Genomic DNA, 25,712 nt, shown 5'->3' with positions numbered 1-25,712 from the left:
CTCCCGCCTGCCACTCCGTCTCCCTATTTCCCTTTCCAGCGATTTCGCTTTGTCCCAATAAGAGGCCCAGCCCATGAGCAACGTTCACGTCATCACCCATCCCCTGGTGCAGCACAAGCTGACCCTGATGCGCCGCAAGGACGCCAGCACCAACAGCTTCCGCCGCCTGCTGGGCGAGCTGAGCACGCTGATGGCCTACGAGATCACCCGCGACATGCCGCTCTCGGACCTCGAGATCGAGACCCCGCTGGAGACCATGACCGGCCGCGTCATCGACGGCAAGAAGCAGGTGCTGGTGTCCATCCTGCGCGCCGGCAACGGCTTCCTGGACGGCATGCTCAACGTGATCCCGGGCGCGCGCATCGGCCACATCGGCCTCTACCGCGACCCGGACACGCTGCAGCCGGTCGAGTACTACTTCAAGATGCCCTCCGAGATGCAGGAACGCGACGTGATCGTCGTGGACCCGATGCTCGCCACCGGCAACTCCGCCGCGGCCGCCGTGGACCGGATCAAGAAGCTCACCCCGCGCTCGATCAAGTTCGTCTGCCTGCTGGCCGCACCGGAAGGCGTGGCCACGCTGCAGAAGGCCCACCCCGACGTGCCGATCTACACCGCCGCCATCGACCGCGAGCTCAACGAGCACGGCTACATCCTGCCGGGCCTGGGCGACGCGGGCGACCGCATCTTCGGCACCAAATAAGGGCATTTCGGGCGGGCATGCCAGCGATGCGGCTGGCATGCATCTTGCCAATCCAGAGGAACGATTCAACCTCCCGGCTCGAACCCGAGCCCGCCCTGGATACCGCCATGCACAACCGCCGCCTCTTCACCGGACGACTGCTCTGCACCTCGCTCGCCATCTCCGCCACCCTGGGCATGGCCCCGCTGGCAGCACTGGCGCAGGAGCCCAGGCTGAAAGTGGCGGCCATCTACACGGTGCCCTACGAACAGCAATGGGTGAGCCGCATCCACAAAGCCCTCAAGGCGGCCGAGGCACGCGGCGAGATCGAATACAAAAGCAGCGAGAACGTCGCCAACGCCGACTATGAGCGCGTGATGCGCGAGTACGCGAACGGCGGCAACCAGCTGATCTTCGGCGAGGTGTTTGGCGTGGAGGCCGCTGCCCGCAAGGTGGCCAAGGATTTCCCCAAGACCGCCTTCGTGCTGGGCTCCTCCGGCAAGCCCCAGGCGCCCAACTTCAGCGTCTTCGACAACTACATTCAGGAACCGGCTTACCTCAGCGGCATGATCGCGGGCGGCATGACCAAGACGAACAAGATCGGCATGGTCGGCGGCTTTCCCATTCCCGAGGTCAACCGCCTGATGCACGCCTTCATGGCCGGCGCCAGGGAAGTGAACCCCAAGGTGGAGTTCACCATCACTTTCATCAACAGCTGGTTCGACCCGCCGAAGGCCAAGGAAGCCACCTTCGCCATGATCGACAAGGGCGCGGACGTGCTCTATGCCGAGCGCTTTGGCGTCAGCGATGCAGCCAAGGAAAAGGGCAAGCTCGCCATTGGCAATGTGATCGACACGCAGCCGCAGTACCCCGACACGGTCGTCGCCTCCGCCCTCTGGCACATGGAGCCTACGGTGGAGCGTGCCATCGGCCTGGTCAAAGCCGGAAAGTTCACGGCGGAAGACTACGGCCCCTATTCGATGATGAAGCACAAGGGATCGTCCCTCAGCCCGCTGGGCACCTTCGAGAAGAAGGTGCCGGCCGAGTTGGTCGCGAAGGTCAAGGCCCGCGAAGCCGAGATCCTGGCGGGCAAGTTCACCGTGAAGGTGGACGACAGCCAGCCCAAGTCCACCGCCAAGTAGTTCTGAACTGGACGCGGCCGCTCCCGCCTCTGCCTTCCATGCTCGCACCACCGCCGGTTCCCGCGCCGGGCACCGTGCTGCAGCTCTCGGGCATCACCAAGCGCTTCGGCAGCCTGGTGGCCAATGACGACATCTCGCTGACGCTCCTGCGCGGCGAGGTGCTGGCGCTTCTGGGCGAAAACGGCGCTGGCAAGTCCACGCTGATGTCCATCCTGTTCGGCCACTACGTGGCGGACGAAGGGGACATCAAGGCCTTCGGCCGCCCGTTGCCGCCCGGCCAGCCGCGCGCGGCGCTGGCGGCCGGCATCGGCATGGTGCACCAGCATTTCACGCTGGCCGACAACCTGAGCGTGCTGGACAACGTGCTGCTGGGCAGCGAGCCGCTCTGGCAGCCGTTCTCGCGCCGCAGCGCGGCCCGAGCGCGGCTGCTGGAGGTATCGCGGCGCTTCGGCCTGCCGGCGTCGCCCGATGCGCGCGTGGGCGACCTCTCGGTGGGCGAGCGCCAGCGGGTGGAGATCCTCAAGGCGCTCTACCGGGGCGCGCGCATCCTCATCCTCGACGAGCCCACGGCCGTGCTCACGCCGCAGGAGAGCGAGGCCCTCTTCGCCACCCTCTCGCAGATGGTCGCCGAGGGCCTGTCCATCATCTTCATCAGCCACAAGCTGGGCGAGGTGCTGCGCGTCTCGCACCGCGTGGCCGTGCTGCGCCAGGGCCGGCTGGTGGCCGAGGCGCCCGCCCAGGGCACCACGCAGGCCCAGCTCGCGCAGTGGATGGTGGGCCACGCCGTCGAACGCGCCGAGCGCCGCCCCGCCCGCCGGGTGGGCGATGCCGTCTGCACGCTGGAGGGCGTCCACACCGCCGGCGGGCGCGATGCGCTGCACGGCGTGAACCTCACGCTGCGCGCGGGCGAGATCACCGCCATCGCGGGCGTCTCGGGCAACGGCCAGGTGGCCCTGGCCGACGTGCTGTGCGGCATGCGCGTGCCCACGCAAGGGCGCGCCACCCTGCACGGCATGCCGCTGCCCGCCCAGCCCCAGCGCCTGGTCGCCCAGGGCGTGGCCCGCATCCCCGAAGACCGCCATGCCGTGGGCGTGGTGGGCGATCTGCCGGTCTGGGAGAACGCCGTCTCCGAACGCCTGGGCAGCCGCTGGTTCTCACACCCCTGGTTCACCGCCGGCTGGATCAAGCGCGGCAAAGCCCGCCAGCATGCACGCCGCGTGGCCGAGACCTTCGACGTGCGTGGCGGCGGCCCGGACGTGCCGGCGCGCTCGCTCTCGGGCGGCAACATGCAGAAGCTGATCCTCGGGCGGGCGCTGCTTTCGCCCGATCCGGACACGCAGGAGCCCCCACGGCTGATCGTGGCCCACCAGCCCACCTGGGGCCTGGACATCGGCGCCGTCACCTTCGTGCAGCAGCAGCTCATCGCCGCACGCGACGCGGGCGCCGCCGTGCTGCTGATTTCCGACGACCTCGACGAGGTGCTGCAGCTGGGCGACCGCGTGGCGGTGATGCACAGCGGCCACCTGACCGAAGCCCTGCCGGCCGAGGATTGGACGCGCGAGGCCATCGGCCTCGCCATGGCCGGCGAGCACGCCGGCACAGCCGACACCCCATGAGACTCGAAAAACGCCACCGCACTTCCGCCGCCGCCTGCGTGGCCGCACCCGTCGGCGCCGTGGCCTTCACGCTGCTCGTCTCCGCGCTGCTGGTGCTGTGGGCCGGCGCGCCCGTGGGCCGGACGTATGCGCTGCTGGCCCAGGGGGCGTTCGGCTCCGTCTTCGCGCTGACCGAAACCCTCACACGCGCCACGCCGCTGATCCTTACCGGCCTGGCCGCGGCCGTGGCCTTCCGCGCGCGGCTCTTCAACATCGGTGCTGAAGGGCAGCTCTATGCGGGCGCCATCGCCGCCGTGGCCGTGGGCGGCCTGCACGGCGGAACGGGCCTGGAGTGGTCGCCGTGGCTGCTGTTCCCGCTGATGATGCTGGCCGCGGCCCTGGCCGGCGCTGCGCTGCTGCTCGGCCCGGCGCTGATGAAGGCGCGCCTGGGCGTGGACGAGGTGGTGACCACGCTGCTGCTCAATTTCGTGATGCTGCTGCTGGTGTCCGCCCTGCTCGACGGCCCCATGAAAGACCCGCTGGCCCTGGGCTGGCCGCAGAGCGTGGCGCTGCAGGGCGATCTGGAGCTCTCGCGGTTGGTACAGGGTTCGCGCCTGCACACCGGCCTGCTCATCGCCGTGGCCTTGGCCGTACTGCTCTGGGCGCTGCTGGCGCGCACGGTGCCTGGCTTCGACATCCGCGCGGCCGGCGCCAACCCGCGCGCTGCGGCCTTCGCGGGCGTGCCCGTGACGCGCACCGTGGTGCTGGTGGCTCTGCTTTCGGGCGGGCTCGCGGGCCTGGCCGGCGCCATTGAGGTGGCGGGCCGCACCGGCTACGTGACGCTGGACATGTCGCCCGGCTACGGCTACAGCGGCATCGTGATCGCCATGCTGGCCGGGCTGCATCCGCTGGGCGTGGTGGCGGCGGGCATCTTCGTGGCCGGCGTCCTGGTGGGCGCGGACAGCATGAGCCGCGCCATCGGCGTGCCCACCTATATCGCGGACGTGATCGTCGCCGCCTCGCTGATCGCGGTGCTGGTGGCCGGGCTGCTCGCGCAATACCGGGTCCGCTGGAAATGACCGAACTGCTCGACATCCTCGCCAACCCGGCCTTCTGGATCGCCACGCTGCGGGTGGCCACGCCCCTCATCCTCGGCACGCTGGGCGTGCTGCTGTGCGAGCGGGCGGGCGTGCTGAACCTGGGCATCGAAGGGATCATGGTGGCCGGCGCCTTCACGGGCTGGCTCACCGTGTATGCCGGGCATGGCCTCTGGACCGGGCTGCTGGTGGCAGCGCTCACCGGTGCGGTCTTCGGCCTGCTGCATGCCTGGCTCACGGTGGGCCTGGCGCTGTCGCAGCATGTCTCGGGCCTGGGCATCACGCTGCTGGCCACGGCCCTGAGCTATTACGGCTACCGCGTGGGCTTCCCGAAGGTCAACACGCCGCCGACCATCACGCCGTTCGCGCCCATGGAATGGCTCGGCGTGCCGATTCTCTCGGCCCAGACGCCGCTCACGCTGCTGGCCCTGCTGCTCGCTCCGCTGCTGGCCTGGGCGCTCTACCGCACGCCCCTGGGCCTGGCCGTGCGCATGGTGGGCGAGAACCCGCAGGCGGCGGAAGGTCAGGGGATTTCGGTGGCGGCCATGCGCACAGGCGCCATCGTGGCCGGCTCGGCACTGATGGGCGTGGCGGGCAGCTTCCTCACGCTCTCGGCCTTCAACGCCTTCTTCTTCAACATGGTCAACGGACGCGGCTGGATCTGCGTGGCCCTGGTGGTGTTCGCCTCGTGGCGGCCCGGCAAGGCGCTGCTGGGCGCCCTGCTGTTCGCGTTCTTCGACGCGCTGCAGCTGCGCCTGCAGCAGGCGGGCGATGCCTGGCTGCCCTATCAGGTGTACCTGATGCTGCCCTACCTGCTGTCGATCCTGGCGCTGGTGCTGGTGGCGCGCCGCGCCGCCTACCCGCAGGCCCTGATGAAGCCCTATCGCAAGGGCGAGCGCTAGCCTGTAGCCACCACGGGCGCCTCTACCATGGGCGGATGCCCGAAGCCCCCACCTGCATCGACCCCGCCCTGCTGCAATCGCCCCGACTGCGGCTGCGTCCGTGGACACCGGCGGACCGCGCGCCGTTCGCCGCGCTGAATGCCGACCCGGAGGTGATGCAGCACTTCCCCGCTCCGCTGGACCGCGCCCAGAGCGACGCACTGGCCGACCGCATCGAGACGCTGATCGGCCACCAGGGCTGGGGCTTCTGGGCGGCGGATGGGCTGGGCGCGGAGGGCGGGCCGCAATTCATCGGCTTCGTCGGCCTGAACCGCCCCACGGCCCCGCTGCCCTTCAACCCCTGCGTGGAGATCGGCTGGCGTCTGGCCCGCCGCTTCTGGGGCCTGGGTCTGGCCACCGAGGGCGCCCGGCTGGCGCTGCGGGCGGGCTTCGAGATGCTGGGCCTGGACGAGATCGTGGCCTTCACGGCGCAAGGCAATCGGCGCTCGCGGGCCGTGATGGAACGCCTGGGCATGCGCGAATCGCCGGCAGAGGCGTTCGAGCATCCCGCCGTCCCGCATGGGCACCGGGTGCGCCCGCATGTGCTCTATCGCTTGCCCCGTGCGCGTTGGCGGGCCAGTGGAGCGTAGAGCCGGCCGGCCTCACGGTCACGCCTCAACGGCGGCACCGCCGAATGGCAGGGTTCGCCCCGCGAGTGACAGATGCGAGACCGACGCTGCGCCCGTCCCGTGCCCCGCTGAAGTCCCTCGGGCTGGCCCAGAATATGCACGCCATCCGCGCAGCCCCTTCCCCCATCTCTTCCGCAAGAACCCCAGCCATGCTCGACCTGCTGATCCACCACGCCACCCTGCCCGACGGACGCCAGCACATGTCCGTCGCCATCCAGGACGGGCGCATCGTGGAGGTCGCGCAAGGCCTGCAGGCGCCTGCGCACCAGGCGGTCGATGCCGGCGGTCTGCTGCTGTCGCCCCCTTTCGTTGACGCGCATTTCCACCTCGACTCGGCCCTCAGCTACGGCCAGCCGCGCGTGAACGAAAGCGGCACGCTGCTCGAAGGCATCGCGCTCTGGGGCGAGCTGAAACCCACGCTCACGCACGAGGCCATCGTGGAACGCGCCCTCGCCTATTGCGACTGGGCCGTGGCGCGCGGCCTGCTCGCCATCCGCAGCCATGTGGACACCAGCGATCCAAGCCTGCTCACCGTGCGGGCCTTGCTCGACGTGAAGGCCCGCGTGGCGCCCTACCTCGACCTGCAGCTGGTCGCCTTCCCGCAGGACGGCGTGCTGCGCCGGCCCGGCGGGCTGGACAGCCTCACGCGCGCGCTGGACCTGGGCGTGGAGGTGGTCGGCGGCATCCCGCATTTCGAGCGCACCAATGCCCAGGGGGCCGAGAGCGTGCGCCTGCTGTGTGAGCTGGCCGCCGAGCGTGGCCTGCGGGTGGATATGCATTGCGACGAGTCCGACGACCCGCTCTCGCGCCATGTCGAGACGTTGGCCGCCGAGACCGTGCGCCTGGGCCTGCAGGGGCGCGTCACCGGCTCCCACCTCACGTCGATGCACAGCATGGACAACTACTACGTCAGCAAACTGATCCCGCTGATGGCCGAAGCGCAGCTCGGCGTGGTGGCCAACCCGCTGATCAACATCACCCTGCAGGGCCGGCACGACAGCTACCCCAAGCGCCGCGGCATGACCCGCGTGCCCGAGCTGATGGCCGCCGGCCTGACCGTCGCCTTCGGCCATGACTGCGTGATGGACCCCTGGTATGCCGGCGGCAGCGCCGACATGCTGGAAGCCGCCCACATGGGCCTGCACGTGGCGCAGATGACCGGCCAGCAGGCCATGCGCCAGTGCTTCGAGGCCGTGACGGTGAATCCGGCGCGGCTGCTGGGCCTGGAAGGCTATGGCATCGGCCCCGGCTGCCACGCCGACCTGGTGCTGCTGCATGCGCGCGATCCGGTGGAGGCCATCCGCCTGCGCGCCACGCGGCTGGCGGTATGGCGGCGCGGCCGCCAAGTGGCCGGCAGCCCCGCGCCGGTGGCGCAGCTCTCGCTGCCCGGCAGGCCGGCGCAGGTCAGTCTGCTGGCCGTCTGAAGCAGCGTTTCCCGCAAGAAAACGGCCTGCCGCCCTGATGAACAGAGCGCAGGCCGCTATCAAAAGCGAAGCAGTAAGCCTCAACCCTTGAGGCCGACGAACATTTCCTGCACGTCGTCATGCCCGTCGATGGCGGCCAGGAAGCTCTCCACCTCGTCCAGCGCCTCGGCGCTTAGGTTGGCCGGATCGACCGGGTTCTTGGGCTGATAGCCCAGCTTGGCCGACAGCACCGTAAAGCCCTGGGCCGGCAGCGCACGGCTCACCAGGTCCAGATCGGCGGGGTCGGTAATGAACAGCGTCGTGCCTTCCTGCTCGCCCGGCTCGAAGTCCTGCGCGCCGGCCTCGATGGCGGCCACCTCGGCATCGGCACCGGCGTGGCCGGCGGTGGATTCGGCCTCGATGAAGCCGACATGGTTGAAGTCCCACGACACGGAACCGGATGTGCCCAGCTGGCCCTTGCGGAACAGCACGCGCATTTCAGGCGCGGTGCGATTCACGTTGTCGGTCAGGCATTCGACCATCACCGGAACCTGGTGGGGCGCGAAGCCTTCATAGATCACGCGCTGGTAATCGACGGCATCGGCGCCCACGCCCGAGCCCTTCTTCACCGCACGCTCGAGTGTGTCCTTGGGCATGGACGCCTTGCGGGCCTGCTCCATCGCCAGGCGCAGGCGCGAATTGCCGGCCGGATCGGCGCCGCTGCGGGCCGCCACGATGATTTCCTTGACGAGCTTGCCGAACAGCTTGCCCTTGGCATCGGCGACCTGCGCCTTGCCCTTTGCTTTCCATTGCGCACCCATGGTGGCGCCTCCTGCGATTGATGGCGGGGGCCTGCCTGCCGCAGGGCGCCCCGAGCGGCGGACCGCCCCGATGGTGGGGCGGCTTGCCGGTCTTGAACCGGGCAAAGGCGCTCTGTGGGCCTGCCCGGCTGTAGCGGGGGATTCTAGGCGCGCGGCAGGGGCTGGGTCGCCGCCCGCCGTGCGCCGGCGGAGCGTCGCGGCGCAACCGTTCAGAAATGGAACAGGTGGCACACCCGGACTGTGCCACGGCACAGGCGGAACACCCCGCTCGCTGCCCCGTTTCTGTCGCAAAGCCGCGAAGTGCCGGCGCAGCGGGCCTGATCGCGGCCTCAAACCAAGGGTTGTCCCGTAGCGCCCCGCCCTTCACACCCAGTGGAAAAGCGCTGGCATGCGACTTGCCCTTGAAGGAGTGCGAGTGCGCCACGGCGCGCAGCATTCCACCGAAAACCATCCCAGGAGACAAGCACCATGAACATGGCAGAAATCGCAAGCCTCGGTATCGCCAACCCCTACAAGAAGCAGTATGGCAACTACATCGGCGGGCAGTGGGTGCCCCCGGCGGACGGCCAGTATTTCGAGAACAGCTCGCCGATCAACGGCCAGGTGTTCACCTCGGTGCCGCGTTCCAACGACAAGGACGTGAATGCCGCGCTCGACGCGGCGCACAAGGCCAAGGCCGCCTGGGGCAAGACCTCCACCACCGACCGCGCGAACATCCTGCTGAAGATCGCCGACCGCATGGAAGCCAACCTGCTGACCATCGCCGTGGCGGAAACCATCGACAACGGCAAGCCGCTGCGCGAGACCATGGCGGCCGACATTCCCCTGGCCATCGACCACTTCCGCTACTTCGCGGGTGCGGTGCGCGCCCAGGAAGGCGGCATCAGCGAGATCGACCACGACACCGTGGCCTACCACTTCCATGAGCCGCTGGGCGTCGTCGGCCAGATCATTCCCTGGAACTTCCCCATCCTGATGGCCGTCTGGAAGCTGGCCCCGGCCCTGGCCGCCGGCAACTGCGTGGTGCTCAAGCCCGCCGAGCAGACGCCCGCCTCCATCCTGGTGCTGCTGGAAATCATCGACGACCTGCTGCCGGCCGGCGTGCTGAACGTGGTCAACGGCTTCGGGCTGGAGGCCGGCAAGCCACTCGCGTCCAGCAACCGCATCGCAAAGATCGCCTTCACGGGCGAGACCACCACCGGCCGGCTGATCATGCAGTACGCCAGCCAGAACATCATCCCCGTCACGCTGGAGCTGGGCGGCAAGAGCCCCAACATCTTCTTCGAGGACGTGCTGGCCGCCGACGACGCCTTTTTCGACAAGGCACTGGAAGGCTTCACCATGTTCGCGCTGAACCAGGGCGAGGTCTGCACCTGCCCCAGCCGCGTGCTGATCCAGGAATCGATCTACGACCGTTTCATGGAACGCGCCCTGAAGCGCGTGGCCGCCATCACCCAGGGCCACCCGCTCGACAAGAGCACCATGATCGGCGCGCAGGCCTCGCAGGAGCAGCTGGAGAAGATCCTCTCGTACCTGGATCTGGGCAAGCAGGAAGGCGCCGAATGCCTGATCGGCGGCGAGCGCAACATGCTCGGCGGCGACCTGGCCGGCGGCTACTACATCAAGCCCACGGTGTTCAAGGGCCACAACAAGATGCGCATCTTCCAGGAAGAGATCTTCGGCCCGGTGGTGTCCGTCACCACCTTCAAGACCGAAGAAGAAGCGCTGGAAATCGCCAACGACACGCTCTACGGCCTGGGTGCCGGCGTGTGGAGCCGCGATGGCGCACGTGCCTTCCGCATGGGCCGCGGCATCCAGGCCGGCCGCGTGTGGACCAACTGCTACCACGCCTACCCCGCGCACGCGGCCTTCGGCGGCTACAAGCAGTCCGGCATCGGCCGCGAAAACCACAAGATGATGCTCGACCACTACCAGCAGACCAAGAACCTGCTGGTGAGCTACAGCCCCAACAAGCTGGGCTTCTTCTGAGGCGACGGGACCCCCCGTCCCCGCGATGCGGGGCGCTCTGATGGGTGAGGAAAGGGCTGCAAGGCGCAAGCCGCAGCCATAGCAGCAGCTATGGCGAGGATTGGCAACGCAGCAGCCTGCCCCCCGCCCCCGTAGAGGCGCGCCGTGCGCGAGGGACCGGGCCCACCGTTGCCCTCACGGTTCTGCAGACGGCTTGACCTGCGTCAGCTGGTTCAGCTGGAGGGCGGCTTATGGTCAAAGCCGGCCCTCCCGATCACTCCCTCCGCGCCAAAGAAAAGGAACCCGAGCCATGACCGCCAAGACCATGAAAGCCGCCGTCGTCCGCGAATTCGGCAAGCCTCTGACCATCGAAGAGGTGCCCGTTCCGACCCCGGCCGACGACCAGATCCTCGTGAAGATCGAGGCCTCCGGCGTCTGCCATACCGACCTGCACGCCGCCGAAGGTGACTGGCCGGTCAAGCCCAACCCGCCGTTCATTCCCGGCCACGAAGGCGTGGGCTTCGTCGCCGCCATCGGCAAGAACGTCAAGCACGTCAAGGAAGGCGACCGCGTGGGCGTACCGTGGTTGCATTCGGCCTGCGGCTGCTGCACCCATTGCCTGGGCGGCTGGGAAACGCTGTGCGAATCGCAGAGCAACACCGGCTATTCGGTCAACGGCGGCTTCGCGGACTACGCGCTGGCCGACCCGAACTTCGTAGGCCACCTGCCCAAGGACGTGAGCTTCGTGGACATCGCACCCGTGCTGTGCGCGGGCGTCACGGTTTACAAGGGCCTGAAGGTGACGGACACCAAGCCGGGCGACTGGGTCGTGATTTCCGGCATCGGCGGCCTGGGCCACATGGCCGTGCAATACGCCAGAGCCATGGGCCTGAATGTGGCTGCCGTGGACGTGGAAGACGACAAACTCGAACTCGCCCGCAAGCTAGGCGCGAGCGTCACCGTCAACGCCCTGAAGAATGACCCCGCCGCCTACCTGCAAAAGGAGATCGGCGGCGCCCACGGCGCGCTCGTCACCGCCGTTTCGCCCAAGGCCTTTGAGCAGGCGCTGGGCATGGTGCGGCGCGGCGGCACCGTCGCGCTCAACGGCCTGCCGCCCGGCAATTTCCCGCTGCCCATCTTCGACATGGTGCTGCGCGGCGTCACGGTGCGCGGCTCCATCGTCGGCACGCGCCTGGACCTGCAGGAGTCGCTCGACTTCGCCGCGCGCGGCCAGGTCAAGGCCACGGTGAGCACCGAGAAGCTGGAGAACATCAACGACATCTTCACCCGCATGCACAAGGGGCAGATCCAGGGGCGTATCGTGCTGGACATGGCGGCCTGACACGCGCCCCCGCTTCCCGTCCGCCCAGGGCGGGGAGCAGCCTGCAGCAAGGCGCGTGGCACGGGCTTCCACCGGCGGACCGCACAACACGAAAGGCCCCACCCGGGGCCTTCTTCACGGAGACGACAGACCATGCCAGACACCCGCTTGCAGGAAGCCACGGCCACCGCACCCCAGGCGGCCATGCGCGTATCCGCCACGCCACAAGCCGTGGCGCTCATCGAACGGCTGCGCGCCCAGCACGGCCCGCTCATGTTCCACCAGTCGGGCGGCTGCTGCGATGGCAGCGCGCCCATGTGCTTCGCCCAGGGCGAATTCATGCTGGGCGACTCCGACGTGCTGCTCGGCGAGATCGCCGGCACGCCCTTCTACATGAGCCGATCGCAGTTCGAGTACTGGGAGCACACGCACCTCATCATCGACGCGGTGCCCGGCAACGGCGGCATGTTCTCGCTGGAGCGGCCCACCGGCCTGCGCTTTCTTACACGCTCGCGGCTCTATGGCGACGAGGAATGGGCAGCCATTGAAGCGCTGGGCCCGCCGCAGAGCGGGCAGGGCTGACCGAAAGCTGCCGTGGCTCGCTTCGGGGCCCCGACATCCTTGCCGCGTTACGCCGCCGGGACACCAATGCCGCGCCGCGGGGACTGCGCCTTCAGCTCGCTCGCCAGCAAGGCGGGCTCCGTCAGCCCAAGAGCGCTGCGGCCTCCGCCAGCGTATGCCCCACATCGCTTTGCAGCTTGAGAGTGAAGAGCGCATCGCCGCGCGTGCGGCCCTGGTTCACCGCGGCGATGGGCTTGCCCGCCTCAGACGCCGCCTGTACGAAGCGAAAGCCTGAATACACCATGAGCGAGGAGCCGACCACCAGCGCCGCGTCGGAGCGCTGCAGGGCCTCGCGTGCGGCCAACACGCGCTCGCGCGGCACGTTCTCGCCGAAGAACACCACGTCGGGTTTCAGCGGGCCCTGCCCGCAGGCCGGGCAGGCCGGCACGGCGAAGCTGGAGAAATCCAGGCCGTCCAGATAGGCATCGCCGTCGGGCGCCGTTTCCGCCTGGAGATGGGCCCAGGCGGGATTGGCCTCCAGCAGGCGTTGCTGCAGCGCGGCGCGGGGCATGCGCGCCTCGCAATGCATGCAGCGCACGGTGTCGATGCGGCCGTGCAGATCGACCGTGCTACGGCTGCCCGCCGCATCGTGCAGGCCGTCGACGTTCTGGGTCAGCAGCATTTCCACATGGCCCAGGGCCTCCAGCTGCGCCAGGGCCCGGTGCGCCGCGCCCGGCTGCGCATGGCCCATGACGCGCCAGCCGATCAGGCTGCGCGCCCAGTAGCGCTGGCGCGTGGCCTCCTCGCCCATGAAGGCCTGGAAGGTGACAGGCTGCGGCCGCTTCCACTGCCCCTCGGCATCGCGGTAATCGGGAATGCCGGAGGCCGTACTGCAGCCCGCCCCGGTGAGCACGAAAAGCCGGGGGTGGGCGCGGATGAAGGCGGCCAGCCGGGCCGGTTCCGCCAGGGCGCCTTCAGGCTGGGCCGCATCGAGCGGCAGGAACGCGGGCGTGCCGGACATGGTTGCGCCTACATCGCCGGCGCGATGCTCTCGGCGTAATCGTAGAGCGCGCCGAGGATCTCTTCGCCGCGCTCGTCGGCCTCGCCGCCCAATGTGTCCAGCCGCGCGAACAGCTCGTCGAAGGTAAGCGCGCCGCCCTGCCCCTCCATCAGGCAGGCCACGCGGTGCTCTTCCCAGCGCTCCAGGTCGTCCTCGGTGAGCGTGTGCGGGAAGTTGCGCGCCCGATACCGCCAGGCCAGCTCTTCGAGCCGCTCGTCGTCGAAGCCCGGGCGGGCCTCGGCGAGCTTTTCGGGCGGCAGGCTGCGCAGGCGCTCCAGGCGCCGGCGATCCTCGTTGCCGACGAAGCCGCCGTAGAGGTCTTGATCCACATCCGGCGCGGGCCCGTCCTGCGGGCGGGAGAACACCTTGGCCCAGATGGCGGTGAGGTCCGGCAGCGCGCGCGCCGCCGCCGCATGCCGCGCGGCCTGCTCCAGGTCGATGCCCCAGCGCTCGGCCGTGTCGCGGGTCAGCGTGTTGACGTTGCCCACCACCATGGGAGACTTGTTCAGATGCACCGTCTTGACCGGCAGCCGGGTGACGCCTTCCGGCAGTTCGTCGCTACGGGTGAACATGCGCAGGCGGATGGTGTCGGCATCCAGCCGCGCCAGCTCGGACGGGTCTTGCGACAGGTCCCAGGCGATCAGTTCGTTGCGGTTGGTCGGGTGGCTGGCCAGCGGCCACATCACGCCCAGGCAGCCGCGCTCGGTGGGGAACATGCCCGAAACATGCAGGAAGGGCCGCGCCGTCTCCACCGTTGCGGGCAGGCGCAACTCGGCCGCCACGCGGTCTTTCTTGTGCAGGCTGAGGGCGAAATCAAACAGCTTGGGTTGCCGCTCGCGGATGAGCCGGGCCAGCGCGATGGTGGCGCGCACGTCGGAGAGCGCATCGTGCGCCGCCTCGTGCGCCAGGCCGTTGGCCTTGGACAGATGCTCGAGCTTGAAGCTGGGCGAGCCGTCCTCTTTGGTGGGCCATTCCATACCTTCGGGCCGCAGCGCATAGGTCATTCGCACCACGTCCAGCAGGTCCCAGCGGCCGCACTGGTTCTGCCATTCGCGGGCGTATGGGTCCATCAGGTTGCGCCAGAACATGAAGCGCGTGATCTCGTCGTCGAACCGGATGGTGTTGTAACCCACACCGATGGTGCCAGGCCGGGCCAGTTCGGCCTCGATGCGGGCGGCGAATTCATGCTCGGGCACGCCGCGCTCCAGGCATAGCTGCGGCGTGATGCCGGTGATGAGGCAAGACTCCGGGTCGGGCAGATAGTCGGGCGCGGGCCGGCAGTAGATCATCAACGGCTCGCCGATCTCGTTCAGATCCGCATCGGTGCGGATGCCCGCGAACTGGGCCGGCCGGTCGCGCCGGGTGTTGGCACCAAAGGTTTCGTAGTCGTGCCAGAGAAAGGTGTGCATGGATTCGCGGCTGCAGGAAACACAAAACCGCAAGTATGCCGGGGCCGACGACAATGGCGCATGCTCTTCACACCGAATCGCCCGTCGTTCGCCGCAGTGTCACCAGCCACCGCCCAGCGCCGCCTCCTGCCCTGGACCTTGCCGCTCGCCTGCGCCGCACTGGCGCTGGTGGGTGGCTGCGCCACGCCCGTGGGCCCCACCGGCCCCGCCACGCCTCCCAGCAGCCCTCCCGCCGTGCCCGCCCCGGCCACCACGGCACCCAGCACGGCTGCGCCAGCCCCTGAAACTGCCGCACAGGTCGCCGAAGAGAACAGCTTCAAGGCCTGGCTGGATTCCTTCGGCCGCGAGGCGCTGGTCGCCGGCATCCGCCCCGCCACCGTGCAGCAGGTGCTGCTGAGCGCCCGCCTGCTGCCCCGCGTCATCGAGCTGGACCGTGCTCAGCCCGAATTCACGCGCACGCCGTGGGCCTATCTGGACAGCGCCGTCTCCCCGCAGCGCGTTACCGCCGGCCGCGCCAAGCGGATGGAATACCGCATGCCGCTGGGCGCGGCCGAGGCGCGCTACGGCGTGCCGGCATCGATCATCACCGCCATCTGGGGCATGGAAAGCAACTACGGCGGCAATTTCGGCAGCTTCCGTGCCGTGGATGCGCTGGCGACCCTGGCCTTCGAGGGCCGGCGCCGCGACTGGGCGCGCTCGGAGCTGCTGGCGGCCCTGCGCATCGTGGACCAGGGCGACATTCCTGCCGACCGCATGGTCGGCTCCTGGGCCGGGGCCATGGGTAACACCCAGTTCCTGCCCTCCGTCTTCCTGGCCCATGCAGTCGATGCCGACGGCGACGGCCGGCGCGACATCTGGGGCAGCATTCCCGATGTCACCGCCTCCACCGCCAACTACCTGGCCAGCGCGGGCTGGCGCCGGGGCGAGCCCTGGGGCGTGGAAGTGCGCCTGCCCACCGGCTTCGACCACAGCCGCGCCGAACTGAACGTGCGGCAAACCTCCACGCAATGGGCCGCCGACGGTGTGCAGGCCATGGACGGCCAGCCGCTGCCCGCATTCGATGCGGCCTCGGTCATCGAGCCTGCCGGCGCGCGCGGCCCGGCGTTCCTGGTCGGACCCAACTTCCGCGCCATCCTGCGCTACAACAACTCCATCAACTATGCGCTGGGCGTGGGCCTGCTGGCGCGTCAGATCGAGGGCGCGCCCGGCCTCATGGCCTCCTGGCCGCGCGATCTGCAGCCACTTTCCCGCAGCCAGGTTCTGCAGCTGCAGACTGGCCTGAACCAGCGTGGCTTCGCCGCCGGCACCGCCGACGGCGTCTTCGGCCCAGCCACCCGCGCGGGACTGCGGCAGTTCCAGCGCAGCCTGGGGCTGGAGGCGGACGGGTATCCAACGACGGAGCTGCTGCAGAGGCTCATGAATCCGGCCTGAGCACGCGTCTTCTCGTTGCCCGTGCCATCGAGGCACAGGACAAAAGAAAAAACCCGCACGCCAGTGGCATGCGGGTTTTGTTCTTGGGGTGAGCCGGCCGCAGCTGGCACATGAACTTCTGAAAGTACCGATCAGTCGGCCGTGGCCTCTTCCGGCTCCGTCGGCTCCGACTTGGCGGTGCGGTCGCGCTTGGGCAGCGGCTGGATATCCAGCTTCACCTCGGCCGTTTCCACGCCCTTGTCGTCGGTGGCGGTCTCGATATCGACCGTCAGGCGGCCGCCTTCGGTCAAGCGGCCGAACAGCAGCTCGTCGGCGAGCGCACGACGGATCATGTCCTGGATCAGGCGCTGCATCGGGCGGGCGCCCATCAGCGGATCGAAGCCCTTCTTGGCCAGGTGCTTGCGCAGCTGGTCGGTGAAGGTGACTTCGACCTTCTTCTCGGACAGCTGGGTTTCCAGCTGCAGCAGGAACTTGTCCACCACCCGCAGGATGACCTGCTCGTCCAGCGCCTTGAAGTTGACGATGGCGTCGAGCCGATTGCGGAACTCAGGCGTGAACAGGCGCTTGATGTCGGCCATCTCGTCGCCCGCCACACGCGGATTGGTGAAGCCGATGGTCGCCTTGTTCATGGTCTCGGCACCCGCGTTCGTCGTCATGATGATGATGACGTTGCGGAAGTCGGCCTTGCGTCCGTTGTTGTCCGTCAGCGTGCCGTGGTCCATGACCTGCAGCAGCACGTTGAAGATGTCCGGGTGCGCCTTCTCGATCTCGTCGAGCAGCAGCACCGCGTGCGGCTTCTTCGTGATGGCTTCGGTGAGCAGGCCGCCTTGGTCAAAGCCGACATAGCCCGGAGGCGCGCCGATCAGACGGCTGACCGCATGGCGCTCCATGTACTCCGACATGTCGAAGCGGATCAGTTCGATGCCCATGATGTAGGCCAGCTGCTTGGCGGCTTCGGTCTTGCCGACGCCGGTGGGGCCGCTGAAGAGGAACGAGCCGATCGGCTTGTCGCCCTTGCCCAGGCCCGAGCGCGCCATCTTGACGGCGGAGGCCAGCACTTCCAGCGCCTTGTCCTGGCCGAACACCACGCTCTTCAAGTCGCGCTCGATGGTCTGCAGCTTGCTGCGGTCGTCGTTCGACACGTTCGCGGGCGGAATGCGGGCGATCTTGGCGACGATTTCCTCGATCTCGGCCTTGCCGATGGTCTTCTTGCGCTTGCTGGCGACCTGGATGCGCTGCGCGGCACCGGCTTCGTCGATCACGTCGATGGCCTTGTCAGGCAGGTGCCGGTCGTTGATGTACTTGGCCGACAGCTCTGCAGCAGCCTGCAGCGCCGCAGCGGCGTACTTGACGCTGTGGTGTTCCTCGAAGCGGCTCTTGAGGCCCTTGAGGATATCCACCGTCTCTGCCACGGTCGGCTCGACCACGTCCACCTTCTGGAAGCGCCGCGACAGGGCCGCGTCCTTCTCGAAGATGCCGCGGTACTCAGTAAAGGTGGTCGCGCCGATGCACTTGAGCTGGCCGCTGGAGAGCGCCGGCTTGAGCAGGTTGGACGCGTCCAGCGTGCCGCCCGAGGCCGCGCCGGCGCCGATGAGCGTGTGGATCTCGTCGATAAACAGGATGGCGTTCGGCCGGTCCTTGAGCGACTTGAGCACGCCCTTCAGCCGCTGCTCGAAGTCGCCGCGGTACTTGGTGCCCGCCAGCAATGCGCCCATATCGAGCGAGTAAACGACGGCTTCGGCCAGGATCTCGGGCACGTCGTTCTGCGTGATGCGCCAGGCCAGGCCCTCGGCGATCGCGGTTTTGCCCACGCCGGCTTCGCCCACCAGTAGCGGGTTGTTCTTGCGGCGGCGGCAGAGGATCTGGATCGTGCGCTCGACCTCGTAGTGGCGGCCGATCAGCGGATCTATCTTGCCGTCCTTGGCGGCCTGGTTGAGGTTCTGGGTGTACTGCTCCAGCGGCGAGGCCTTCTCGTTGCGCTCGCCACCACCGCCCTCTTCGGACTCAGAGGGGTTCTCGGCCTTGGCGGGCTCCGGAGGCTCGCCCTTCTTGATGCCGTGGGCGATGAAGTTGACCACGTCCAGACGCGTCACGCCCTGCTGGTGCAGGTAATAGACGGCGTGCGAATCCTTTTCGCCGAAGATGGCGACCAGCACGTTGGCGCCGGTCACTTCCTTCTTGCCGTTGCCGGTGGACTGCACATGCATGATGGCGCGCTGGATCACGCGCTGGAAACCCAGCGTGGGCTGCGTGTCCACCTCGTCGGTGCCGGCCACCTGCGGTGTGTTGTCCTTGATGAAGTTGGCCAGCGACGCGCGCAGGTCGTCGATGTTGGCCGAGCATGCGCGCAGCACTTCGGCTGCGCTGGGGTTATCCAGCAGCGCCAGCAGCAGATGCTCCACGGTGATGAACTCGTGGCGTTGCTGGCGGGCCTCGACAAAGGCCATGTGCAAGCTGACTTCCAGTTCCTGGGCAATCATGTGAACTCCTTTGTGCTTGCGGGTAAAAGATAACTGTAGATCGGGCTGGAAAACCGTTTATTCAACAGGCTCACTCACGCATTGCAGCGGGTGGCCTGCCTTGTGGGCGGCTTCGAGGACCTGCTCGACCTTGGTCGCGGCGACGTCGCGGGAATACACCCCGCATACGCCTTTACCGTCCAGATGGATCTTGAGCATGATCTGGGTCGCGGACTCCCGATCCTTGCCGAAGAACTCCTGCAGCACGACGATCACGAACTCCATGGGGGTGTAATCGTCGTTCAGCATCAGCACCTGGTACATCTGGGGCGGCTGCGTGCGCTGCGTACGCCGCTCCAGCACCACCGAGCCGCCATCGTCCCGGGCGGGTGCGCGGGTCGGGGTGATCGGTGTCTGGGAAGGTGGTTTCGTGGCCATGAATTCATTCTAGCGATGCAAGCTCGCCAGCGTGCCCTGTGGGACTTGGTGCCTGGCACACTTTTTTCAAGCGGTCAGCCCGCGTCGTAAATGACCGACACCGCGCCGCTGCCGGCCTGCGCGCTCCAGGCGGCCAGGGCCGCATCGGACGGGAAGAACCGGCTGGCCTCGCCCAGTTGCAGTTCCGCAGTGGCGGCGCCCTGCTCAGCCTTGCAGCACAGGTTCATGCGCACCCGCAGGCCGTGCACCAGGGTCTCGCCATGCTCGGTTTCCTCGCGCTTGGCCGGGAACTCCCGGACCAGGCGCGCCACATCGGGCACCGCGTCTCCCACCGAGACCTGGAGGTAGCGCCCGTATCTGGCACGGGCGGCCGCCAGATCGTAGGCCTGCTGAACCTTCACCCGGAGCCCGCCGCTGAAATGGTCGAGCTGCAGCCGCCCGCTGATGACGACGAATTCATCGTCCTTGAGCACGTCGCGGTTCGCGTTGAGCACGCCTTCGTCGGCCGAGGCCTCGATGGTGGCGGACTTGTCGTCCAGCTTGAACAGCGCCAGCTTGCCGCGCGAGCCGTTGATGACCCGCAGGTCGCTCACAATGCCGGCGAGCGTCTGGGTTTCGCGGCTGTCGCCCAGCTCTTCGATGGGGGTGCGCACGAAGCGGCGCACTTCTTTTTCCACCTCGTCGAAGAGGTGGCCCGACAGGTAGTAGCCGATGGCCGTCTTTTCCTGGGTCAGTCGCTCCTTGATGCCCCAGGGCCGCACGTCCACAAGATCGGGCTCCTGGGTGCTGGAGCCGTGGGCGTCGTCGCCCATCATGTCGAAGAGGCCGCCCTGGTTGGCGTTGGCATGCGTGGCGGCGGCGAATTCGAAGGCCCGGTCGAGCGAGGCCGACAGCGCGGCCCGGTTGAGCTGCAGCGCGTCGAAGGCGCCGGCCTTGATGAGCGCATCCACCGTACGCTTGTTGATGCGCGAGCGGTCCACGCGCACGCAGAAGTCGAAGAGGCTCTTGAATGGCCCCACTGTGCTGCCTTGGGGCCCCTCGCCCCGGCCCTCGCGCGCGGCGATGATGGCTTCGATGGCCTGCTGCCCCGTACCCTTGATGGCGCCCAGGCCGTAGCGGATGACCTTGTCGGTGACCGGCTCGAAGCGGTACATGCCGCGGTTCACGTCCGGCGGCTCGAAGGTCATTCCGAAGTTCTTGACCGCATCCTCGAACAGCACCTTGAGCTTGTCGGTGTCGTCCATTTCCACCGTCATGTTGGCGCAGAAGAACTCGGCCGTGTAGTGCACCTTGAGCCAGCCCGTGTGGTAGGCCAGCAGGGAATACGCGGCGGCGTGCGACTTGTTGAAGCCGTAGCCCGCGAACTTCTCCATCAGGTCAAACACCTCGTCGGCCTTGTCCTGGCCGATGCCCTTCTCGGCCGCGCCCTTGCGGAAGATCTCTCGGTGCTCGGCCATCTCCTCGGCCTTCTTCTTGCCCATCGCCCGCCGCAGCATGTCGGCGCCGCCCAGGCTGTAGCCGCCCAGCACCTGGGCGGTCTGCATCACCTGTTCCTGATAGACCATGATCCCGTAGGTCTCGGCCAGCACCGGCTCGACCAGCGGATGGGGATACTCCACCGGCTCCTTGCCATGCTTGCGGTTCACGAAGGTGGGGATCAGGTCCATGGGCCCCGGGCGGTAGAGGGCGTTCAGGGCGATCAGGTCTTCCAGCCGGCTCGGACGTGCCTCTTTCAGCATGCCCTGCATGCCGCGGCTTTCAAACTGGAACACCGCTTCCGTCTTCCCGTCGGAGAAGAGCCGATAAGTGGGTGCGTCGTCGAGCGGGATGTTCTCGAAAGCGAAGTTCTCCTGGCCCTTGTGGCGCTTGACGATGAACTCGCGGGCGATCTCCAGGATCGTCAGGGTGGCCAGGCCCAGGAAGTCGAACTTCACGAGGCCGATGGCCTCCACGTCGTCCTTGTCGTACTGGCTCACGGCCGATTCGCTGCCCGGCTGCTGGTAAAGCGGGCAGAAGTCGGTCAGCTTGCCCGGCGCGATCAGCACGCCCCCCGCGTGCATGCCGATGTTGCGGGTCATGCCTTCGAGCTTCTGGGCCATCTCGATGATGGTCTTGACGTCTTCTTCCTTGCGCACCCGCTCGTACAGCATGGGCTCGAGCTCGAGCGCGTAGTTGTTCTTGTCGCCCTCCTTCTTCACCTCCGGCGGATACGCCAGGGTGTAGGACATGCCGGGCTTGCCGGGCACCAGCTTGGAGATGCCGTCGCAGAAGGTGTAGCTCATGTCCATCACCCGGCCCACGTCGCGGATGGCGGCCTTGGCCGCCAGCGTGCCGAAGGTGGCGATCTGGCTCACGGCGTTCTTGCCGTACTTGTCCTTGACGTAGTCGATCACCCGGTCGCGGTTGGACTGGCAGAAGTCGATGTCGAAGTCGGGCATGGACACCCGCTCGGGGTTCAGGAAGCGCTCGAACAGCAGGTTGTACTGGAGCGGGTCCAGGTCGGTGATCTTCAGCGCATAGGCCACGAGCGAGCCGGCGCCCGATCCCCGGCCCGGCCCCACCGGGCAGCCGTTCTGCTTGGCCCACTGGATGAAGTCGCCCACGATGAGGAAATAGCCCGGAAAACCCATCTTCAGGATGGTGCCCAGCTCGAACTCCAGCCGCTCCACGTAGCGCGGGCGCTGCTTGTCGCGCTCGGACTCCTGGGGAAAGAGCTGCCGCAGCCGCTCCTCCAGCCCCTCGAACGACGCGTACCGGAAATACTCGTCGATCGGCATGCCATTGGGCGTGGGAAAGTCCGGCAGTCGAGGCTTGCCCAGCACCAGTGTCAGGTTGCAGCGTTTGGCAATCTCCACCGTGTTGGCGATGGCCGAGGGCACATCGGCAAAAAGCGCCTCCATCTGGGCGCTGGACTTGAAGTACTGCTCGCGCGTGAACTTGCGCACCCGGCGCTGGTTGGCCAGGATCTCGCCCTCGGCGATGCAGATGCGCGCCTCATGGGCTTCGTAGTCGTCCGCCGTGGCGAACTGCACCGGATGGGTCGCCACGACCGGCAGGTTGAGCCGCGCCGCCAGCTGCACGGCGGCGACCACATGCGCTTCGTCGTCCACCCGCCCGGCGCGCTGGATCTCCAGGTAGAAGCGGTGCGGGAACATGCCGGCCAGCTCCAGCGCCAGGTCGGCCGCGCCGCCTTCGTCGCCGCGCATCAGCGCCTGCCCGACCGGCCCGGCCTGCGCGCCGGCCAGCAGGATGAGGCCAGCATTGAGTTCCTGCAGCCACTCCCAGGTGCAGACCGGTACGTTCTTGACGATGTTGCGCGTCCATGCACGCGCCAGCAATTCGGACAGGTTCAGGTAGCCCTGCTTGTCCTGCACCAGCACCACCATGCGGCCCACGGCGCCACCGGGCGGGGCCACGTTGATCTCGGCCCCCAGCACCGGCTTGACGCCCTTGCCCCGGGCTTCCTTGTAGAACTTGATGGCTCCGAACAGGTTGTTCAGATCGGTGATGGCCAGGGCGGGCTGGCCGTCCTTGGCAGCCGACTTGGCGACCTCGTCGATGCGGTTGGTACCGTCAACGACGGAAAATTCGGTGTGCAGGCGCAGATGAACAAACATCCCGGCATTGTAGAAAGGCCATGAATCCCGCCCGGCCGCATGGCTGCGCAGCCCGGCCCGCTCGGCGCCCGCCGCATCGCTACAATGACCCGTTTCCGCGCCTGGGCGGCGTGCGACGGGTGCTTCGCCCGGCCAAACGGCGCCCGAACGGGCGCCAGTCCATGACGACGACTCCCTCTTCCTGCCAGAAAGCCGCATCCATGTCGCGTATGTCCGCTCCTTTTGTGTCCGCACTGCTGGCCGCCGGCCTGCTGGCGGGCTGCTCCACCACGACGGAAGACAAGACCGCCGGCTGGACCACCGACAAGATCTATTCGGAAGCGCGCGACGAACTCAACGGGGGCGCCTACGACAAGGCCGTGCCGCTGCTCGAGAAGCTCGAAGGCCGGGCCGCCGGCACGCCGCTGGCGCAGCAGGCCCAGCTCGACAAGGCCTATGCCCAGTACAAGGGCGGCGAAAAGGCGCAGGCCATCGCCACGCTGGACCGCTTCCTGAAGCTGCACCCGGCTAGCCCCGCCTACGATTACGCGCTCTACCTGAAGGGCCTGGTCAACTTCAACGACAACCTGGGCCTCTTTTCCTGGGTGTCGCGCCAGGACCTGTCCGAGCGCGACCAGAAGGCCGCCAAGGATTCCTTCGAGTCGTTCCGCGAGCTGGTCACGCGCTTTCCCGATTCGCGCTACACGCCCGATGCACGCCAGCGCATGACCTACATCGTGAACTCGCTGGCGCAGTACGAAGTCCACGTGGCGCGCTACTACTACAGCCGCGGCGCCTACGTGGCCGCCATCGGCCGCGCCCAGAACGCGCTGGCTGAGTACAGGGACGTCCCGGCGCTGGAAGAAGCGCTCTACATCCTCATCAAGTCCTACGACGCGCTGGGCATGACCCAGCTGCGCGACGACGCAACCCGCGTGATGCAGGCCTCCTACCCCAACAGCGAGATGCTGACCCAGGGCCCGAAGGCCAAGGTCAATCCGTGGTGGAAGTTCTGGTAATCAGCAGCGCATCCAGCGCCTGATCGAACGCTTCCTGCGTCTCGATCCGGCGCATCGGCGGCAGCGCACGCAGCAGGCGCTTGCCGTAGCCCATGGTAACGAGGCGCGTATCGGCCACCACCAGCACCCCGGTATCGGTCTCGCTGCGGATCAGCCGGCCGGCCCCCTGCTTGAGCGCCACGGCGGCTTCCGGCAGGGCGAAGTCCCGGAACGCACTGCGCCCCGCGAGCTCCAGCTGCTGCCCCCGCGCGTCCACCAGCGGATCGCCGGGCGGCGGAAACGGCAGCTTGTCGATCACCACCAGCTGCAGGGCGCTGCCCGGCACGTCGAAGCCTTCCCAGAACGAAGCCGAGGCCACCAGCACGCGGCCCTGGCCGGGCGCTGCGCCGGCTTCGTCCCAGGCGCTGTGCTGGCTGGATGACTCGTTGCGGAAGCGCTCCATGAGTTTGCGCTTGGTGCCCTGGCCCTGCACCAGCACCTCGATGGCGGAGCTGGCGGCAAAGCGTTGCTGCAACGCTGCGCCGATGCCGCGCAAGGCCTTGAGCGTGGTGGTGAGCACCAGGGTGCGACCGCCCAGCCGCTGCACGGCGTCGCCCACCCAGCGGGCCAGGCTCTCGGTGTGGCGCGGATCGGCCGGCGCTGGCAGGTGCGGCGGCACATAGAGCGCCGCCTGCGCGGCGTAGTCGAAGGGGCTGCCGACCCGCAGAATGCGCGCATCCTGCAGCCCGCAAGGCTGGGTGAACCAGCTGAGGGCCTCGTCCGTGCCCAGCGTGGCCGAGGTGAATATCCAGGAACGGCCGCGCTCGCCCAGCCCGGCGGAAGCGCCGGACGCGGGGGATTGCTGCCCGCCACCGCCATTCCCGACTTCCGGCTCGTCCCAGGCGCCCTCTTCCACCTTGGGAGCCGACCATAGCGGCGCCAGGCGCGGCGCGATGTCCAGCGGCGACTCCACCAGGCGCAGGTGCAGGCCGGCATCGGCCCAGCGCGTGGCCTCCGGCGGGCATGGCTGGGCCCAGTGCGCCAGGCGCTCCATGGCCAGCACGGCGCGCTCGTGCAGGCGAGCGAAATCGGGTGCCCGGTCGGCGACCGTATCCAGCCCTTCCAGCACGCGCCGCAGCGCCCACTCCAGCGCCTGCAGGGCAGCACCCCAAGCACGGGGATCGGCACCTTCGGGCGCTTCGCCGGCCCAGGAAAGGCGCGTGCCAGACGCGGCACCGCCGCTGCCCGCAGCGCCCCCGCCAGCCACCGTCGCCCGCAGCCCGTCGGCGCCCTGGCGCAAGGCCTGGGCCAGCACCGGCCAGTCCACCCAGCCGCGCGCATGCTGCAGACCCACCTGCAGCAGATCGCGCGCGAGGTCGTGCAACTGGCCCGTGCTGAACTGCACGCCAAGGAACTGCACCCCGGTCGCGTTGAGCTGGTGCGCCTCGTCGAAGACCACGACCCGCACCGAGGGCAGCAGCTCCGCCATGCCGGACTCGCGCACCGCCAGATCGGCGAAGAAGAGATGGTGGTTGATGACGACCACGTCCGCCGCCAGCGCCTCACGCCGCGCCAGGTTGACGTGGCATTCACGCAAGCGCGGGCAAGCGGGGCCCAGGCAGTTCTCCCGTGTCGAGGTCACGAGCGGGATCACAGGCGACTTCTCGTCCAGCCCGGGCAGCTCGGCCAGATCGCCGCTGCGGGTGCCCTGGGCCCAGACCTCGACGCGGGCCAGCACGCGCTGCAAGGCGCGTTCGCCCGCGAGGCCGTCCTGGCGGGCCTGCTCCATGCGGTGCAGGCACAGATAGCTGGAGCGCCCTTTGAGTAGCGCGACCTTCAGCGGCAGGGCCAGCACCTCCAGTAGCCGCGGCAGGTCGCGCGCGAAGAGCTGGTCCTGCAGCGACTTGGTGGCGGTGGAGATCAGCACCCGCTCGCCGCTGAGCAGGGCCGGGACCAGATACGCGAAGGTCTTGCCCACGCCGGTGCCGGCCTCCACCACCAGGGCGCCGCCCGCGTCGATGGTCTGGGCCACGGCCTGGGCCATGTCGGCCTGCGCGGCACGGGGGTGGAAGTGCGGCAGGCCCCGGGCCAGCGTGCCCGTAGGCGCGAAAGCGGCATCCACCAGCGCTGCAAGCGGGCTCAGCAGCATGGGCGCCCCGCC

Annotated in this window: 19 protein-coding genes; 12 read left to right on the top strand and 7 right to left on the bottom strand. The window is 68.3% G+C overall.

What is annotated here, in order from left to right:
* The first annotated feature begins 73 nt into the window (after positions 1-73).
* The 7 genes from upp to AC3A84_RS07455 all read left to right on the top strand — a co-directional run bounded on the left by upp (position 74) and on the right by AC3A84_RS07455 (position 7,510).
* The gene (upp, locus tag AC3A84_RS07485; protein ID WP_487968971.1) at positions 74-703 is read left to right on the top strand and encodes a uracil phosphoribosyltransferase; all 630 of its coding nucleotides are present in this window, start codon (positions 74-76) and stop codon (positions 701-703) included.
* Positions 704-810: 107 nt separating this feature from the next.
* Positions 811-1,824 carry a BMP family protein gene (locus AC3A84_RS07480; RefSeq protein ID WP_487968969.1) on the top strand — a complete coding sequence of 338 codons (1,014 nt, stop codon included), beginning with the start codon at positions 811-813 and terminating at the stop codon, positions 1,822-1,824.
* A gap of 38 nt (positions 1,825-1,862) precedes the next feature.
* Positions 1,863-3,440, top strand: a complete 1,578-nt coding sequence (locus tag AC3A84_RS07475; RefSeq protein WP_487968968.1) for an ABC transporter ATP-binding protein — start codon at positions 1,863-1,865, stop codon at positions 3,438-3,440.
* Positions 3,437-4,498: an ABC transporter permease gene (locus AC3A84_RS07470; RefSeq protein ID WP_487968967.1), complete on the top strand. Its 1,062-nt coding sequence runs from the start codon at positions 3,437-3,439 to the stop codon at positions 4,496-4,498. The genes AC3A84_RS07475 and AC3A84_RS07470 overlap by 4 nt, the downstream gene beginning before the upstream one ends.
* Positions 4,495-5,418, top strand: coding sequence for an ABC transporter permease (locus AC3A84_RS07465; RefSeq protein ID WP_487968966.1), 924 nt, complete (start codon positions 4,495-4,497; stop codon positions 5,416-5,418). The genes AC3A84_RS07470 and AC3A84_RS07465 overlap by 4 nt, the downstream gene beginning before the upstream one ends.
* A gap of 35 nt (positions 5,419-5,453) precedes the next feature.
* Positions 5,454-6,047 carry a GNAT family N-acetyltransferase gene (locus AC3A84_RS07460; RefSeq protein WP_487968965.1) on the top strand — a complete coding sequence of 198 codons (594 nt, stop codon included), beginning with the start codon at positions 5,454-5,456 and terminating at the stop codon, positions 6,045-6,047.
* A gap of 188 nt (positions 6,048-6,235) precedes the next feature.
* Positions 6,236-7,510 (top strand): amidohydrolase family protein, encoded by a 1,275-nt coding sequence (locus AC3A84_RS07455; protein ID WP_487968964.1) that lies wholly within the window; start codon positions 6,236-6,238, stop codon positions 7,508-7,510.
* An 80-nt stretch (positions 7,511-7,590) separates the two neighbouring features.
* Here AC3A84_RS07455 and AC3A84_RS07450 read toward each other — a convergent pair whose 3' ends face one another.
* Complete coding sequence (locus AC3A84_RS07450) at positions 7,591-8,310, bottom strand: YebC/PmpR family DNA-binding transcriptional regulator (protein WP_487968963.1); 720 nt, start codon at positions 8,308-8,310, stop codon at positions 7,591-7,593.
* Positions 8,311-8,778: 468 nt separating this feature from the next.
* On the opposite strand from AC3A84_RS07450, the gene adh reads away from it, so the two are divergent.
* The 3 genes from adh (at position 8,779) to AC3A84_RS07435 (ending at position 12,181) form a co-directional block, all read left to right on the top strand.
* Positions 8,779-10,299, top strand: coding sequence for an aldehyde dehydrogenase (adh, locus tag AC3A84_RS07445; protein ID WP_487968962.1), 1,521 nt, complete (start codon positions 8,779-8,781; stop codon positions 10,297-10,299).
* A 289-nt stretch (positions 10,300-10,588) separates the two neighbouring features.
* The gene (adhP, locus tag AC3A84_RS07440) at positions 10,589-11,620 is read left to right on the top strand and encodes an alcohol dehydrogenase AdhP (RefSeq protein WP_487968961.1); all 1,032 of its coding nucleotides are present in this window, start codon (positions 10,589-10,591) and stop codon (positions 11,618-11,620) included.
* A gap of 132 nt (positions 11,621-11,752) precedes the next feature.
* On the top strand, positions 11,753-12,181 hold the full coding sequence (locus AC3A84_RS07435; protein ID WP_487968960.1) for a DUF779 domain-containing protein: 429 nt from the start codon (positions 11,753-11,755) through the stop codon (positions 12,179-12,181).
* A 121-nt stretch (positions 12,182-12,302) separates the two neighbouring features.
* On the opposite strand, the gene AC3A84_RS07430 is transcribed toward AC3A84_RS07435, so the two are convergent.
* A complete protein-coding gene (locus tag AC3A84_RS07430; RefSeq protein WP_487968959.1) occupies positions 12,303-13,181 on the bottom strand; it encodes an NAD-dependent protein deacetylase in 879 nt (292 codons plus the stop codon).
* A gap of 8 nt (positions 13,182-13,189) precedes the next feature.
* Positions 13,190-14,629, bottom strand: coding sequence for an exodeoxyribonuclease I (gene sbcB / locus AC3A84_RS07425; protein ID WP_487968958.1), 1,440 nt, complete (start codon positions 14,627-14,629; stop codon positions 13,190-13,192).
* Positions 14,630-14,689: 60 nt separating this feature from the next.
* Between sbcB and AC3A84_RS07420 the strand changes: the two genes are divergently transcribed.
* Positions 14,690-16,060, top strand: coding sequence for a lytic murein transglycosylase (locus AC3A84_RS07420; protein WP_487968957.1), 1,371 nt, complete (start codon positions 14,690-14,692; stop codon positions 16,058-16,060).
* A gap of 131 nt (positions 16,061-16,191) precedes the next feature.
* On the opposite strand, the gene clpA is transcribed toward AC3A84_RS07420, so the two are convergent.
* From clpA to dnaE, 3 genes are all read right to left on the bottom strand, one after another.
* Complete coding sequence (gene clpA / locus AC3A84_RS07415) at positions 16,192-18,540, bottom strand: ATP-dependent Clp protease ATP-binding subunit ClpA (RefSeq protein WP_487968956.1); 2,349 nt, start codon at positions 18,538-18,540, stop codon at positions 16,192-16,194.
* Between the two features lie 57 nt (positions 18,541-18,597).
* On the bottom strand, positions 18,598-18,957 hold the full coding sequence (gene clpS, locus AC3A84_RS07410) for an ATP-dependent Clp protease adapter ClpS (RefSeq protein ID WP_092936371.1): 360 nt from the start codon (positions 18,955-18,957) through the stop codon (positions 18,598-18,600).
* A gap of 74 nt (positions 18,958-19,031) precedes the next feature.
* Entirely contained in the window at positions 19,032-22,574 is a 3,543-nt protein-coding gene (gene dnaE / locus AC3A84_RS07405) for a DNA polymerase III subunit alpha (RefSeq protein WP_487968955.1), read from the bottom strand.
* 200 nt (positions 22,575-22,774) lie between these two features.
* Here dnaE and AC3A84_RS07400 point away from each other — a divergent pair, with 200 nt between their 5' ends.
* Entirely contained in the window at positions 22,775-23,572 is a 798-nt protein-coding gene (locus tag AC3A84_RS07400; RefSeq protein ID WP_487969309.1) for an outer membrane protein assembly factor BamD, read from the top strand.
* Here AC3A84_RS07400 and yoaA read toward each other — a convergent pair.
* Positions 23,547-25,700 (bottom strand): DNA repair helicase YoaA, encoded by a 2,154-nt coding sequence (gene yoaA, locus AC3A84_RS07395; RefSeq protein WP_487968954.1) that lies wholly within the window; start codon positions 25,698-25,700, stop codon positions 23,547-23,549. The two genes, AC3A84_RS07400 and yoaA, sit on opposite strands and share 26 nt — an antisense overlap.
* Positions 25,701-25,712 lie beyond the last annotated feature (12 nt).

The organism is Paracidovorax sp. (genome assembly GCF_057642795.1).
The sequence above is the reverse complement of the archived record's forward strand: the minus strand, read 5'-3'. Positions and strand labels throughout refer to the sequence as shown.

Coding starts and splice junctions, on each gene's coding strand:
- upp (WP_487968971.1), top strand. CDS start 74: ATGAGCAACGTTCACGTCATCACCCATCCCCTGGTGCAGCACAAGCTG.
- AC3A84_RS07480 (WP_487968969.1), top strand. CDS start 811: ATGCACAACCGCCGCCTCTTCACCGGACGACTGCTCTGCACCTCGCTC.
- AC3A84_RS07475 (WP_487968968.1), top strand. CDS start 1,863: ATGCTCGCACCACCGCCGGTTCCCGCGCCGGGCACCGTGCTGCAGCTC.
- AC3A84_RS07470 (WP_487968967.1), top strand. CDS start 3,437: ATGAGACTCGAAAAACGCCACCGCACTTCCGCCGCCGCCTGCGTGGCC.
- AC3A84_RS07465 (WP_487968966.1), top strand. CDS start 4,495: ATGACCGAACTGCTCGACATCCTCGCCAACCCGGCCTTCTGGATCGCC.
- AC3A84_RS07460 (WP_487968965.1), top strand. CDS start 5,454: ATGCCCGAAGCCCCCACCTGCATCGACCCCGCCCTGCTGCAATCGCCC.
- AC3A84_RS07455 (WP_487968964.1), top strand. CDS start 6,236: ATGCTCGACCTGCTGATCCACCACGCCACCCTGCCCGACGGACGCCAG.
- AC3A84_RS07450 (WP_487968963.1), bottom strand. CDS start 8,310: ATGGGTGCGCAATGGAAAGCAAAGGGCAAGGCGCAGGTCGCCGATGCC.
- adh (WP_487968962.1), top strand. CDS start 8,779: ATGAACATGGCAGAAATCGCAAGCCTCGGTATCGCCAACCCCTACAAG.
- adhP (WP_487968961.1), top strand. CDS start 10,589: ATGACCGCCAAGACCATGAAAGCCGCCGTCGTCCGCGAATTCGGCAAG.
- AC3A84_RS07435 (WP_487968960.1), top strand. CDS start 11,753: ATGCCAGACACCCGCTTGCAGGAAGCCACGGCCACCGCACCCCAGGCG.
- AC3A84_RS07430 (WP_487968959.1), bottom strand. CDS start 13,181: ATGTCCGGCACGCCCGCGTTCCTGCCGCTCGATGCGGCCCAGCCTGAA.
- sbcB (WP_487968958.1), bottom strand. CDS start 14,629: ATGCACACCTTTCTCTGGCACGACTACGAAACCTTTGGTGCCAACACC.
- AC3A84_RS07420 (WP_487968957.1), top strand. CDS start 14,690: ATGCTCTTCACACCGAATCGCCCGTCGTTCGCCGCAGTGTCACCAGCC.
- clpA (WP_487968956.1), bottom strand. CDS start 18,540: ATGATTGCCCAGGAACTGGAAGTCAGCTTGCACATGGCCTTTGTCGAG.
- clpS (WP_092936371.1), bottom strand. CDS start 18,957: ATGGCCACGAAACCACCTTCCCAGACACCGATCACCCCGACCCGCGCA.
- dnaE (WP_487968955.1), bottom strand. CDS start 22,574: ATGTTTGTTCATCTGCGCCTGCACACCGAATTTTCCGTCGTTGACGGT.
- AC3A84_RS07400 (WP_487969309.1), top strand. CDS start 22,775: ATGTCGCGTATGTCCGCTCCTTTTGTGTCCGCACTGCTGGCCGCCGGC.
- yoaA (WP_487968954.1), bottom strand. CDS start 25,700: ATGCTGCTGAGCCCGCTTGCAGCGCTGGTGGATGCCGCTTTCGCGCCT.